The 14,720-nt window shown below is 41.9% G+C and carries 8 protein-coding genes; all 8 read right to left on the bottom strand.

Features of this window, described 5'->3' with window-relative positions:
- Nucleotides 1–2: 2 nt before the first annotated feature.
- The 8 genes from HPC41_RS00425 to HPC41_RS00390 all read right to left on the bottom strand — a co-directional run bounded on the left by HPC41_RS00425 (nt 3) and on the right by HPC41_RS00390 (nt 14,539).
- Nucleotides 3–686, bottom strand: coding sequence for a hypothetical protein (locus HPC41_RS00425; protein ID WP_172392040.1), 684 nt, complete (start codon nt 684–686; stop codon nt 3–5).
- Between the two features lie 15 nt (nt 687–701).
- On the bottom strand, nt 702–2,315 hold the full coding sequence (locus HPC41_RS00420) for a RagB/SusD family nutrient uptake outer membrane protein (RefSeq protein WP_172392039.1): 1,614 nt from the start codon (nt 2,313–2,315) through the stop codon (nt 702–704).
- A gap of 4 nt (nt 2,316–2,319) precedes the next feature.
- Nucleotides 2,320–5,457: a SusC/RagA family TonB-linked outer membrane protein gene (locus tag HPC41_RS00415; RefSeq protein ID WP_172392038.1), complete on the bottom strand. Its 3,138-nt coding sequence runs from the start codon at nt 5,455–5,457 to the stop codon at nt 2,320–2,322.
- A gap of 402 nt (nt 5,458–5,859) precedes the next feature.
- Nucleotides 5,860–7,044, bottom strand: coding sequence for a glycoside hydrolase family 76 protein (locus HPC41_RS00410; RefSeq protein ID WP_216660607.1), 1,185 nt, complete (start codon nt 7,042–7,044; stop codon nt 5,860–5,862).
- Nucleotides 7,045–7,111: 67 nt separating this feature from the next.
- Complete coding sequence (locus tag HPC41_RS00405; protein WP_216660606.1) at nt 7,112–8,239, bottom strand: glycoside hydrolase family 76 protein; 1,128 nt, start codon at nt 8,237–8,239, stop codon at nt 7,112–7,114.
- A 10-nt stretch (nt 8,240–8,249) separates the two neighbouring features.
- Nucleotides 8,250–9,389: a SusE domain-containing protein gene (locus HPC41_RS00400; RefSeq protein WP_172392037.1), complete on the bottom strand. Its 1,140-nt coding sequence runs from the start codon at nt 9,387–9,389 to the stop codon at nt 8,250–8,252.
- Nucleotides 9,390–9,464: 75 nt separating this feature from the next.
- The gene (locus HPC41_RS00395) at nt 9,465–11,090 is read right to left on the bottom strand and encodes a RagB/SusD family nutrient uptake outer membrane protein (RefSeq protein WP_172392036.1); all 1,626 of its coding nucleotides are present in this window, start codon (nt 11,088–11,090) and stop codon (nt 9,465–9,467) included.
- Between the two features lie 11 nt (nt 11,091–11,101).
- Nucleotides 11,102–14,539 carry a TonB-dependent receptor gene (locus HPC41_RS00390; protein WP_246250236.1) on the bottom strand — a complete coding sequence of 1,146 codons (3,438 nt, stop codon included), beginning with the start codon at nt 14,537–14,539 and terminating at the stop codon, nt 11,102–11,104.
- Between the last annotated feature and the right edge of the window lie 181 nt (nt 14,540–14,720).

The following is a 14,720-nucleotide window of genomic DNA, read 5'->3' as shown; positions in this document are numbered from 1 at the left end:
TGTTATTGAGCCATTTTTCCGGCGTTAAAAAATAAACGATGTGAATTGCTGAGCACATGCAAAATGCCTGTCGTGCTGATGATTCCTGAGGTCTGGCAGTCATACGATTTATCAATTTCTTCCTTCGGAATGGTATTGTAATCCGGTTCCTCAGCGTCCAGCGTGCCGATGACCTTAGTATAATTTAGGTAGTCCACGTAATCTAAATAGTTGTTATAATCGCGCGTCCTGCGCAATTTAATATTGAACCTTACGTTAGGTATCGCTCCAAACTTGCTTACAAAATATTTGTTGTCTGGGGTTAAATTATCTCGGTTTATTTTTCCATCGAATAAATAGATCATCATGGAATCCCGGAGCTCTTTTACTGGAATATTGTTGATCCCAAACTTAATATTTTCATCACCTTCTTCTGCAATTTTTTCTTGCTTTTTTGCTGCTACATACTCCCTGACACCATAATCACTTGTCGCAAAAAACGTAACATCTGAATTAACGATATCTTTAATACCGGCGCGATCTATAATTTTGACCAATGAATCAAAGCTGCCATGATCCTTTAAAAAATCATAGGTTGTCTTGTTGACGTGGGCTTCGCTCTTACCGCCGTCAACCTTATAGTTATCTTTCTCGCATGCGAAAAGAAAAAATAATAGCAATGCGAACAATCCTGTTATCTTTTTCATAATTCTTTTTTGGGGTTATACCTTTCCTCTCCAAAAGGAGGTTTGAATCAGTTTATTATTATTCTTAAACAGAGCCGGGTTGATCGGCCAATAAAATCCTTCTTGCCGGAAACGTGATTCTGAAAGCCAGGGGACAAAATTGCTGTATTGTCGCGTGCGCAACAGATCATAAAAAATCTGTCCCTCAAGGTAAAGTTCTTTTCCGCGCTCTACGATATACTCATACATAACTTCTTCTTTTGTCGAAGAATCGTTCACAAATGAGGATTCGTCAGCGCCGTTACGTTCTCTAAAGTCATTGATAATATTGATTGCCGTCGATACCTGATTTTTGTATAGCGCAATCTCCGCCTTCAGTAAACGCATATCCGACAGTCTATATACAATCAGGTTGTTACTGACATAAGGATCAAGTTTCTGTGTTGCGTTACGGTAAAATACTTTTTGATATTTTACACAGGTCGGTTTGTCGCTATCCAAGTCAGTAAAATTCCGTCGGCACCGAATATCACTATCGTCAAATGAGCGGGATGGCATCGATTTCCATTCCCATTGGTTTAAAGATGCATTCCAATACCAGTCCCAAATCTCTTCAATCTTATAAAAATGGTTTGACAAATAATCTTGTGGGACATAGCATCTAGAATTGGTGCCTACGGTAGAAAGCTGGGCAGTGCGCAAAAACAAGTTGGCAATATGATGATTGGTGCCTTCCCGATTATTCTCGCTCATGCTGATCTCAAAAATTCCTTCGGACGACAACCCTTCGAAAGTTTTATAGTAATTGGCCGTATCAGTAAGGGAGTACATGCCACTGCTTATAATTTCATCGATCGCCTTGTCGGCCTTTTCAACAGCATCGGCGTCTGGCTGGTTGGAATTGACATCGCTCATGGTGGCTTTCCATAGATAAAAATGAGCTAGCAATGCATTGACCGCCCCTTTATTGGCCGTTACTTTGGCATTTCCGAGTGCTGAATACTGCCACGGCAGGAGATCTCGCGCTGCAATAGCGTCTTTTTCAATCTGCACCATCACGTCTTTCTTGGAACTTCGGGCTAATTCTGGCGCAGATATCGGATCCTCATACTCTTCGGTCACCAATGGTACGTCTCCCCATACACGCAACATCATAAAGTATGTAAAAGCCCGTAAAAAGTAAGCTTCACCCAATATTTCATTCTTAAATTTTGACGGACTTGTCACATCAGTCAATAATTCATCTGACACTTTGGGAACGCGATTGATTATAATATTGCTCATGGTAACCGCCTTATAAAAATTCGTCCAGTCCGCAAAATATTGAAGGTTGTACTGGAAGGTAAAATCACCATCTTGTATCCCCTCAAGGCCATCTCCGGAATATTGTATCGTAAAGTAATTCTTGGCAACAGCATCTCCATACATAAAATAACGTGGGCTTGGATTCCAATTCCCTGAATTCATGACATTTCGGACCAATGCATAGTTTCCGGCAAGTGCACTCCTTAGATCACCTGCACTTTTCCAATAGGCTTCTGAAAAAGTTGAATTGATAGGCTCCTCGACCAAAAACTTTTTGCAGGATCCGAGGGAAAAAACGACAATCAGTAGAATCGCCAGTTTATAATTTAAAATAATTCTTTTCATCGTCTTAAAAAGTTAGTTCAAACCCTAAAGTGTATTTTCTTGGGATAGGATATCCACCGCCATTATATTCTCCGTAAGGGTTTACAGCCTCCGCATCAGGCAGTTTCTTGGATTTTTGCCATCGGGCAACGTTGTCAATCGTTCCAAACAACCTAACCCTCGAAATATTCCACCGTTTGGTTATCCGGTCAGGGAGACTATAGGATAAAATGAGATTTTTAAATCGCATATATGATCCGTTTTCCAGAAAGAAGGTCTGAGCCGATGTATAATAATAGCGATAAGTACCAATATCATACTTTGCATACTCGGCCTGGTCACCCGGATTACGCCAAATATTGAGTTTGTCCAAATCCCGTATCGAATAATAAACAAAATTTGAAACTGCATCCCCCGAAGTGGAATTACTGAACTGATCTGCTTCAAACAGATTGAGTACATCCCGTCCAAAACCATAGGTAAAAAATAGGGTAACTGAAAAGTCTTTGTAGGTAAAAACGTTATTCCAACCACCAGTCCATTTGAAATTCGGATCTCCCAATACTCTTTTATCTGGGTTAAGGCCACTATTGAATACATCAACAAAATAATCTCCATCCACATCTTCAAAGTGAAAGTCCCCAGGATTAAATACTCCATTTGAATTACGATAACGCTCCCCAGTATATGGATTGACAGGGATGTCATTTAGGGTGGAGAATACGCCTAGTGTCCGGTATAGATAAAATGAGTTTATTGGACTTCCCACTGAAAGAATATGGGATTTATCAAACCTGTCGCCATCCATTACCAGATCACGACCACCATTAGGAAGATTCATAATCCGGTTTTTGACGTAAGAAAGGTTTAAGTTGGCACGCCATTTTAAGGCAGATGATCTCGGCAGCACATCTGCCGACAGCTGAATATCCACACCGCTATTGCGGATGCCCACCGAATTTGTTTTGGCATAATCATATCCGGAAGTAACCGGAAGCATTACATCAAAGAGGCCATCGTAATTTTCTTTGTTAAATACATCGATGTTGGCCGTAAACCGCCCTTTATACATTTCCAGATCGACTCCGAGATTCCATTGCCGATTCCGCTCCCAGCTTAGATTCTTTTGCGCTACACCATTCGTGAAATTTGGTGTGATCGCAACCTGACCGTTATACGAACTTGCCCCAGAATTGCCTTGGTATCCACCGTTATTGACATTGTATAAGTTATATTGTAGATAATTGCTGGTCGGCAAAGCTCCGGTAAGACCGTAACTCCCTCTGATCTTTAATAAGGTAAGATGTGGATTATTTTTTAGAAAATTTTCTTCGGTCAAAATCCAGCCTACCGATGCCGAAGGAAAATATCCCCATTTGTTATTTTCTCCAAACCGCGAGGAGCCATCTGCACGTATTGCTCCAGAAAACAAATATTTACTGTCAAAATCATATGAAAACCGACCGAGATAAGAAAGCTGTGACCATTTTTGAAGGTCGGAATAGGCCCCGATATTGTTTTGCAAAAATCCGGTAACGACCTGGATTTGGTCGGAAACACCTTGACCACCCCAAGCTGATACAGATTGTATTTTATTTTTTTCTGCTTCTTGGCCCATCAATAGATTTAGGGAGTGCTTGCCCAGCTGCTTGTTGTAGGTTAGGAAATTTGAAATCCTAACTTGATTGCTCTCATACGAAAATGCGGAGGAATAGTTCCCTTCTCCACTCATTAATGCGGACGGCCTATTATACTGCCTATTGGCCATATCTTTTATGTAGGCTGACTGTGAAGTAAAGGTCAGTCCTGGCGCAATATTGAAGATCAAATTCAGGTTGGCGTTCAGATTAGAAGATTCATTGTTGTCGAGATTGTCATCATAGGTGCCTAACATAAAATCTCTTTTTGCCTGAGAAAGACTGATCAATGAGGTGGGCATGCTTCCGGCACTCAAAGCAATCGGACTAACATCGCTCCCCGTCCCTCGCGCTCGTTTATTATAAGAATAGGCTACGATTGGATTGATTGTCAATCGCTCATTGATCGCTTTACTTGTCAGATTAAGCCTACCGGTATAACGCTTGAAACCCGTCGCTTTTATGATGCCCTGTTCGTCGTAATAATTCCCACTAAAGCGGTAGGAACTAATGGAAGAACCTCCACTGACGGAAAGATCTGCACTATTGATCTTTCCTTTCTGGTAAAATAGATCCTGCCAATCGGTATTTCCGTTAAAGGCTGGATTAAGCGAGTCGGTTAACAGTATAGGCAAATACCTGTAATCATTGTCTGAGAGCTGGTTTTTTAAAATATTCAGTTTTTGCTGCCGTTCCGTCCTTCCCAAAGTAACTTCGCGCAATTCTGGCCGTTGCGTAAGGCCTGAATAGCCTGAAATCATAAAACGGGGATCTCCATTGCGACCTTTCTTTGTGGTAATCATCACCACACCGTTGGCAGCTCTTGAACCGTAAATAGCTGCTGCAGAAGCGTCGCGAAGAACATCAACGGATTCGATATCATTTGGGTTTAGGCCAGCGAGATAATTGGTACCAGTCCCGGTATTGGGCGACACAAATTGCTCTGTTGGTTGGGGTACGCCATCGATGACATAAAGTGGATTACTGACGACCTTATAATAATCATCACTGGAATAATTTAGGTTGACAGCGGAAGTACCCCTTACGGACAGTGTCGGAGAAGCCCCCGGCGCACCGGAAAAATTCTGCACGTTGACACCCGCAAGACGTCCCTGTAAAAGCATATCGAAACTTGCCGCAGGAAGATTTTCCAAATCTTTTCCAGAAATACTCGAAATGGCGGCAGTGGCTTTTTTTCGGGAGGTTGTCTGATAGCCGATCACCACGGCTTCATCCAAACTACTTAACGTCTCAGGCATGGTGAAGGTTACCTTTCCACTGCTGGGAACAACTTGGCGTGTACGCTCATAACCCACAGAATTTGCTTCCAGAATGTCACCTGTTTTACCTGAAATCTTAAAATTCCCCTGTTCATCGGTCTGGGTACTTTTTGATGTACTTGTGTTTCTCACGGTTATCCCCGCTAATTGCTTGCCATTTAGATCACGTATGGTTCCCGTAATTTGTTGGCCGAGTGCAACTAGTGAAGTCAGAAACACAGATAAAAATAATACGATCTTTTTCATTTGTGTTTGATTAGGTACTTTGTTAGGTTAGTCCAAATTTAAGCCTCAGGAAAAGGTAATATTTACCTTATTATACCTCTTTATAGCACTTTTTTAGCAAGAAGTAAAAAGATAGTTCATTGTTTGTCCTACTCTTGATATCCTCGTTCGCTCTGTTCTCCCAAAAGCTATTACTGGGATGGACAATATTGCCTTTTAGCATACTTGACCAATACAAAAGAATCGATAAGCAAGGCATTGGGAGGTGGAAGAAGAAATGGAATAAAAAAACAGGTTAAATAGAAAGAGCCCGGTGCAATACCGAGCTCTTCTACAAAAACCTTAATTTTAGAATTGTTCAATTTTTTGGGGTCACTTCATCTTTTGTACAGTCCATACTATTAATATGACGGATTGAAAAGGCTAATACCCCAGTTTTGCCAATCGCCCATACATCTCTACGAAGGCACATTGGTCTAAAAGCCATTTTGATTTTTTAGGCTTCTGCAATGTCCAGTCAACATCAAAAAGCCCGTCCTGATCCCGCATCTGATGCCATGCGAGATCAAGATTTTTGGCAAAGACAGCTACATATTTTCGATTTCCATCTTGTTCAAATAGGCTAATAAAGCCCCGCATCATTACCGCATGGAACCATAGATTACTATTTTTTAAGACTGGAAAATCTTTGCCGTCTCTTTTTTCAAAAAAATAGCCTAGACAGGCCTCAGCAAGCTGCTGTGCGTCGTCTAGGTATTTCTTTTCTTTAGTCAACTGGTAAAGCAATGCCGCAGCCTGCAGCATCTGACCCGAATTATAGGAATATTTCGCCTTGTTAACCTTACCGTCAAGATGCATATTATCCCAATACAGCTTGTCTTCCGGATCTTGAAGCCCCGCTTTTGTCCATTCATATAAACGTCGACCTTCAAGTAAATAGTCCTTTTGTTTGGTCGCTTCAAATAATTTTAAGGCAAATACTGCTGCCGGTGCATTCGAACAGGTATTTTTAGATTCCTTTTTCTGCTCACACCAATAAATGCCCCCGCCAAGTTTATTATCCTCTCCACTTTTTACAAAGGTCCAAATCTCTTTCGCATGTTTGAGATAATCAGCCTTTTTGGTCTGTATATAACTATCTGTAAAATCAATACCCAGCCAGATGTTATCGTCATAAAAACGGTCTGATGCTGGTGCTGAATTGATATAGGACGCATAGCCAGCAGGTGTACGCTGTTCGTCTCTATATTCACGTAGTCCTTCTAGCACCTTGTGGTCCAATATTTTCTGATAGGTTACTTTATCCTTTGACAGTTCCATCAACGCATTTACTGCTGAGAAACTACCAGAAAAAGGCCATAGATACGCGTATTTTTTTTGCTGTTCAGCCTGTGTAGTATTATTCAAATAGTCCGCCTTAAAATTTTCGTCAAAGGGATATTTCTCGGCCAGTAATTTATTTTTGGCGTTCCCATATTTGTCATAGATCACATCCAAAGTCTTCTGGGCATAATCAAAAAATTGACCGTTTTTAACCTGCGCCTGAGCTGTTAGACAGTATAAACCTGTCATGAGTGCTATCGTCGCTATCCTATTTATTTGTTTCATCAGCATCTATTATTCTAATATAGCCATCAGGACCTGACTGGTAACCTAATGGCTAGTGTATAATCTATTATTTTACCTTCGTCTGATAACGTGCCAGACTCTCAAACAGCATTGCAGCGCTGGCATAGGCTGTAATTTCACTGTTTCCGACCGGCGGCTGCGACCAGGAAGAGCCAAAGAATAAGGTCGGAAGGCTAGTCCCCTTGGTCCAGGCAATTTTGCCATTATTGACCAAAAACTTTTCAAATTTAGCACGGTAATCAGCGTTAATCCCTTCGAGGTTCAGATAATCAACAAAATACCGGATAAATATGCCTTTGAACAATGCTCCATCACCATTACCCTCGTCGCGAAGGATATTATTTCCACCATCAATGCATCGGGTAATCGTATAATAACTTATTTTTTGCGCATCGACCAAATAAGTCTGATCTTTGGTAATCTTAAAAAGCTCAACGGCGGTACCCAGAAAAGTTCCTTGATTATAAGTCAGTGTTGTCTGATTGACAGCGTCAGTCTCCCCGTTGATATTATCATATACAGCACCTGAAGAGGGATTGTAAAGTGTTGCCTTCTGCCATTCATAGATCTTTTTGGCCCAAGTCAGATAGTTCTCATCTTTTGTTAGATTGTAAAGCCTAGCTGCAAGAATACTAGCTGGTCCATTTGAACATGCATTTTTGCTATATAGCATATCCTTGCGCCAAGCTAGTCCCCCACCGGCAAATTGTTCATTCCAGCCCTTGATGATATCTTTCCACAAAAGCAATACCGCATCGAGATATTGCTGTTCTTTTGTGGTCTCATAGAGCCGCAGCATAGTGAGGGCATTCCATTCCATGTCATCGTAGAATACATTGTAATAGGTGTTGCCATTTTTCACTTTAACACCCTCAAACCACTTATTGAAGTAGGTGCTATACTTTGCATCCTTTGTTCGTAAGTAGGCATCAATAACCACGTCCATCGCGTGTGCATTGGGCCAGTATTGAAATCCGAGATCCGATTGATTGATGGCATTATTAAAATACCCCGCTTCATTCCAAAAACCGGTGACCATTTTACTGGATACCTGATCAGCAATTTCCGTCCAAGATTCCTGAATCGCATCGTCGTAGAGGTAAGTATCCTCAACTTTTGTACATCCAAACAGTAAAAACAGTATGGATGAAATCATCACAATTTTTTTCATCATTTCTCCAGCTTTAATTTGGAACTACTGCATGTGTATAATCTTTGTCACCCTGTAAAATCATCGAGATTTTTGTTGGATGTCCATCCACGGCATCTACAAATTTCCATTTGTCATCCCATTGCGAAAGATTTGGTAGGATGCGGACAAAGAAGTATGTCGGATCAGTACCATTAGGTGGCACATCAGTACCTTTTTGGGTGCCTAGCTGCACGGTCTCTGCTTTCCCCGCCTTGATGGTTTCCATCTGGAACTTATAGCGTTGGTCGCGGCCCCAGGTTTCCTGTTTAAAGTTGATGACACCTGTCGCCGACCAGATCCCCTTCCCTTGGTAAGGCAGATCGAGTACTACTGCTCCTGAAGGGGAGAAATAAACACCCATGCTTTTGATCTCGGTATAGGTGATTGTCGCCACATTGAAATCAATTCGAATACGGTATACGGCTGTTTTGGTCGCGGTGTTGCTTCCAGTTTCGCTTTCCTTTAATTTTGTTTGATCTTCGGAATAGAATATACGTCCGTCCGCTGATTTGCGGTCCGTAAATGTATATTTTTTGCCGGCCTCCAATTTAGTAAAAATCTCATACTCCCCGTTGCCCACAAGCTTAAACGGCAATGCTTGCGCAATGGCTGTACCATTTTCAGTTCCTTCGCCCGTGATAAACAATTCATCTGGAATATCTGCAAACCCTTCCAAGGATTTAATAGTCAATACTTTTTTTACTTTACTTAGTACCCGCCTCATCCCTCTAATGGAATATACAGACCAACTGACATCACCACTTGTGCCAGGTTCGATCCCCGCTCGTGCAGCTACCTGATTCAATATTTTGTGGCTGATGTTTGCTCCGTTTGAATTTCCGTTATTATCCGATGTAACGCTATAAAGGGGCTTGCTAAAATCGCCATCCACCTTATCAAAAACAACCTCATATTGAGCTGCCCCCCCATCAGCAACCAACGCGGACTCCCATTCAAAATACAGGGCAGCAGAACTAGAGCTCAATAATTTGACAGCTTTCCCATCTGCAGGTGCATATAAGTTCTCTACAGCGGATACGTCTGCATCCGAATATTTCATATCGTCTTTTTTGCAGGAAACAATCCCCCCAATCAATACGATCAATGTTATAATTTTAAAATACCATTTCATGTCTTTATCATTAATTTAGTGATTCAAAACGTACCTTTTTTGTAGCGTTTATAACTATTTGTTTCAATTAAATTTTTAATTTGAATAGCCTTGGTTATTGGGCAGTAGATTTTTATTCAGATCAATCTGCGTCCTTGGCACTGACCATAAATAATCCCGGCTCTCATCAAACCGTCGAATATCCAACTTGATATAGCTACTATTGCCGCCATATTTAGCTCCAAATACCTGGCCATCTAAGTAGGTTTTACCGGCTTTCCAGCGCACAATATCATAGTAACGTAAACCTTCTAGCGCAAGCTCGCTTCGGCGTTCATTCCGTACAATTGATTTCAGGTCACCTGAAGTCGGAAAATCCAGTGCTTTCGCGGCTTCAAAACCGGCTCTTTTGCGAATAGGTTTGATCGTTATATCCCATATTGCGGCATCGAGCTGTCCTAGCGCCTCTTTTGCTTCGGCATACATCAATAAGACATCGGCATACCTGAACATAATGATATTGAGCCCAGCATCGTATTTTACAGTTGCTGTTTGATCGTAATATTTTTTCACATAGTACCCTGTGGGTGATGCATTGGCACTTGCTCCCTGATATTCGTCAAGACGTTCTTTATCTGTCTCTCCCGAACCCGGTTTGATAAAAATCTTACGTACTGTTCCGTCGAAATCAGTCCATTGACTTCCGTGGAAAACAATCGTTGCGGCCATCCTTGGATCCCGATTAACATAGGGATCATCACTCCGGTAATTGGGATCTGTAGTGATCGTATTGCCATCCAGGGTGATGTAGTTATCGACGAGACTTTGCAAGGGTGCATAACCATTTAGACGTGCCTGGGCGGAGATCGGCGCTGCATCATAGAGTTTATTCCAGGTTTTCAGCTGCGGCACATAGGCATAGTCGAGGATTACTTCTGAATTGTACTCATTGGCTGCAGTAAACAACCCAGAATAACTATTAAAAAGGGTGTATGCACCAAATTCCGCCTGTTTCTTGATCAGATTTTCACAATATTCCAGCACCTTGTTCCAGTTACTTTCATAAAGATAAGCTCGTGCCTGAAAGGCTGATGCCGCACCTTTTGTAATCCGCCCTTTATCATCAGCGGGTAACGCATCTTTGCTGGGTAAATCTACCATACAATCATCCAATTCCTGATGTATAAAAGTCATTATTGTGGCTTTAGGTGTCCTGGATATCGTCTTAGACTCGTCCAGAGTTATATCCTTTGTAAAGAAGGGCACATCACCATAAAAATTGATCAATCTAAAATAGAGCGCGGCGCGGATAAACCGGATCTCGGCTATACGTCGTTTTTTTAGAACTGCATCCAGTCCAGGTACACGATCCACATTTTCCAGATAAACATGGCAGGTCTTGATGCCGCCATAGAGATCTGACCATTCAGAACCAAAACGTCCCAACGTCGGATCCGCAGTCCCATTACGGATAGCACGTTGATCTGTATTGGACCGCCCCTCAAAAATATTATCACTTAGGGCTTCGTCATTCCATAAACGGTCTGCAGAAAACAGTTGATTATAGGCCATATTGACCATTTTTTCCGCATTTTCCGGATAATTCCAAAAGTTTTCATCGGTAAAACGGTCTGTTGGCAAGGTATCCAGCTTATTACAGGAAGTGAAGTGGACAGCAGCCACTAAACTTAAGCCGCCTACAAGTAATTTATATCGTTTCATCACATCAAAAATTAGAATTGAATATTTAATCCACCACCATAATATTTCAACGTTGGATAGTTACGAGCGCTATTGGCCGAACCGCCCATGTTAGAATCAAATTCGGAAGATTCAGGATCTATCCAGGAGTTTTTGCTTAATGTCAGTAAATTTTGGGCATTGACAAAAAAGCGCACCCGCTGTAGCCCTAATTTTGAAACTACTCCTTTTGATAAACTATATCCTATTTGCAGGTTTTTCAGCCGTGCATACTTCCCGTTGAAAAGATAGAGGTCAGAATCTTTGCCAAAATTGTTGGTAGACGCTGTAGACCCATTCGCGGTAAGCCGTGGCCACTGCCCATCGATATTTGTCGGTGTCCAATAATCCAGCTGATGCTGGTAAATGGCATACGAATAATTCTGATGAAAAGGTTCAATCAGTTCACCGCGGATCATCATATCACGCTTACCAACCCCTTGCCAGAACATGCTAAAGTCAAAATCTTTATAACTAAGATTATAGGTCAACCCAAATGTAAAGCGGGGGAAACCATTACCCAGGACGAATCGGTCACGCGCGTCGATGATGCCGTCGTTATTTCGATCGACATACTTGACATCTCCAGGGCGCAAATCCGCGGCAGTAATGCCGCTTGGCAAGGCTGAGGTTTCTATATCGGCGATATTCTGAAAGAGTCCTTCCATCTTGTAACCGTAATAGGAATTATAGGGAAGACCGACACGTGTCAATTTGGTGATATTATCCACGGTTGAGATCCGATCATCTCCTGGCATTGCAATAATCTTGTTATGGCTATCTCCCATATTGGCGTTGATTTGATGCTGAAATTCGCCTGTTTTAGCTTGATAAGTCAGGTTGATCTCCCAACCTTCGTTGTTCATTTCACCTAAATTCTGGTTTTTTAATGAAGTTCCGAATACGGAAGGGATCTGTGGTGACATCAGGATATCGACAGTCCGCTTTTTAAAATAGTCAAAACTGGCAGTCAGCTTATTCTGAAAGAAAGTTGCATCCAAACCGATGTTAAAGTTATAGGTTTTCTCCCAGCGCAAATCTAGGCTGGCATAATTAAACCCTGCGGAAGTTACAGGCTTATTGTTGAATCCATAACTGTTAGGATAGGATTCATAAGTGAAATAATAGGAATAGTCATCAACTGCCTGATTTCCCAATACGCCATAGGTTGACCGAATCTTCAGACTTCCGACATGATCCTTGTACCAGCTCATAAATTGCTCATCCGATGCCCGCCATCCCAGTGACCCTGAAGGGAAGAAACCCCAGCGATTTGCTTTCGAGAACTTGGACGATCCATCGTATCGAAAGCTAAATTCGGCGAAATACTTACTTTCAAAATCATATCCAGCGCGCCCAAAGATTGAATTGATACTATTCTGTAAAGTGCCATTGGGTGTGACACGAACATCGGCAGGGTTAATAACCGTCCCACTACCAGGTGTCCCCAGCACAGGATCAGTAAATTTCATTTTGAGTTCGTTCTGTCTACGTGTATAAGATTCATTGGATGCGCCAATCAAGCCTGAAATGTGATGCTTGCCAAAGGTCTTATCATAATCCAGAAGTAATTGAAAATTCAGTAAAGAAGCTTTCTCGTTAAAGTCCTCGGTATTCCGATCCGAATTGACGTAGACCTGGGGCTGTAATGCATCCGGACTGGAATATAGGGGTACCTGGATCCGTCGAATAAAGCGGTGATCAGCATAGATATCGGCCCCAAAAATACCACGTAGTTTTAAACCATCGAACAGTTTCGCTTCGAGATTCAGGTTTATATTAAAATAGTCATTATCATTTTTGATATAACCACCTTCATTAAGTTCAGCCAATGGATTCTGATCCGTCAGGGCATTGTTTACCAGGTATTTTCCATTGTCAGCCCGCATTCTATAGTAATAATATGAAGGTAGACGAGAAGCATTGATAATAGCACTTCCAGCCGTATTGCCTATATTATTATTGCGAGTATAAGCTAAAATCGAGGTCAGTTTAAAACGCCCGATCTCAGTACTGAGGTTAGTCCGCAGATTATATCGTTTTATCCCGAAATCCTGTCCTATAAAGTTACTTGGTTGGTTATAAAATCCTCCAGAAAATAAATAGGAGCTCTTCTCACCACCGCCAGCAACACTGATATTATATTTTTGCTGGAATGAATTTTTCATGATCTCCGGTAAATTCCATTGTTCAATATCCTGATGTGCATACAGATCAGCGATTGCTTCAGGAGAAAACTGAGGATCCATTCCGGAGTTGGTGAGCGCAAGATTGCGTAAGGTAGCATTTTCATAGCCCCTAACAGGAGAGAACAAAATCTTGGGCTGTTGTATTCCCCATTGTGTGCCGATGTTAACGGTAGGCTTCTGATTTTGTCGTCCTCTTTTTGTGGTTACGAGGATGACACCATTGGCCGAACGTGAACCGTAGATAGCTGTAGATCCGGCATCTTTAAGCACTGATACGGTCTCGATATCATCTGGATTGATCTTATTTAAGGTCCCGCCTTCGGTAATAATGCCATCAATCACTACGAGTGGCGCATTACTATTTACAGTAGATATCCCCCGAATATTAATGTTCATTGAATTATCGTTCGGATCCATGCTTTTCTGTTGAATGGTCAAACTTGGAGAAGCGCCCTGTAGGGCTTGCGTCACGTTGCCAACGGGCCGATCCTGAAAGGTTTTGCTGCCGATCTGATCAACTGCACCAACCAAGCGCTGGCGGGTCGTCGTACCATAACCGATTACAATAACCTCTTCTAACTGACTATTGCTATTTTTCATTACTACATGTAACTGTCCCAATTCTTCGGTACGTAAAGAAGCCAGTTCCACACGCTGCTGATCATAGCCCACGGAAGAAAAAACCAATGTCGATCCCGGAGAAAGATTACGGATTGTAAAACTTCCATCCGTAGCAGTAGAGGTCCCAGCAGACTCATTCCCTTTGATGCGCACGGAAACGTTTGCAAGGGCTTCGCCCCGTTCATTGGTGACCCGACCCTTGATCGCTTCCTGATTTGGCTTCACTGCGGATGCTGCCGTTGACAGGATCGTCGTTGCTTGGGGCCGGTCACGGATGACGACTGTCTTATTGTCCAGTTGATACGACAGCGGCTGATCTTTAAAGATCTGGGCCAGTACATCTGATAACACCCGGTCCTTTACTTTTATATTGACAGGTCGGGCTACCGACATTTGCCGTTCGGTATAAAGAAAATTGTACCCTGTCTGTGACTTTAGGTCCTTAAATATTTTTTTAAGGCTCATATTGGAATATTCCAATGTTACCTTTTGTGCAAAGGTCGAAGCACTAACCTGCATAAAAGTAACCAAGATAATTATGGTCGTCAATCGCATAATAAGCCAAAGTTTACGGAATAGCAGATAAGCTATCTCCTTTTTTCTGATATAATTTTGATACATTTGCAAGGTTTGATTCGCAGTATATTCGAGTCGTCCAAAACAGAAATATACTGCAGATTGGATAGTTAAAAATTAATTGTCCCAAACAGCAACCGGGACCTCCGGGATCTTGGTTGCTTTCCTTTCCACTGCGATTGCTATTCGATTTGTTTATATTTTTTCATCATATTTTTTTTAGGGT

This window comes from Sphingobacterium prati (assembly GCF_013167215.1).
In the GTDB taxonomy this organism is placed as follows: Bacteria; Bacteroidota; Bacteroidia; order Sphingobacteriales; family Sphingobacteriaceae; genus Sphingobacterium; species Sphingobacterium prati.
The sequence above is the reverse complement of the archived record's forward strand: the minus strand, read 5'-3'. Positions and strand labels throughout refer to the sequence as shown.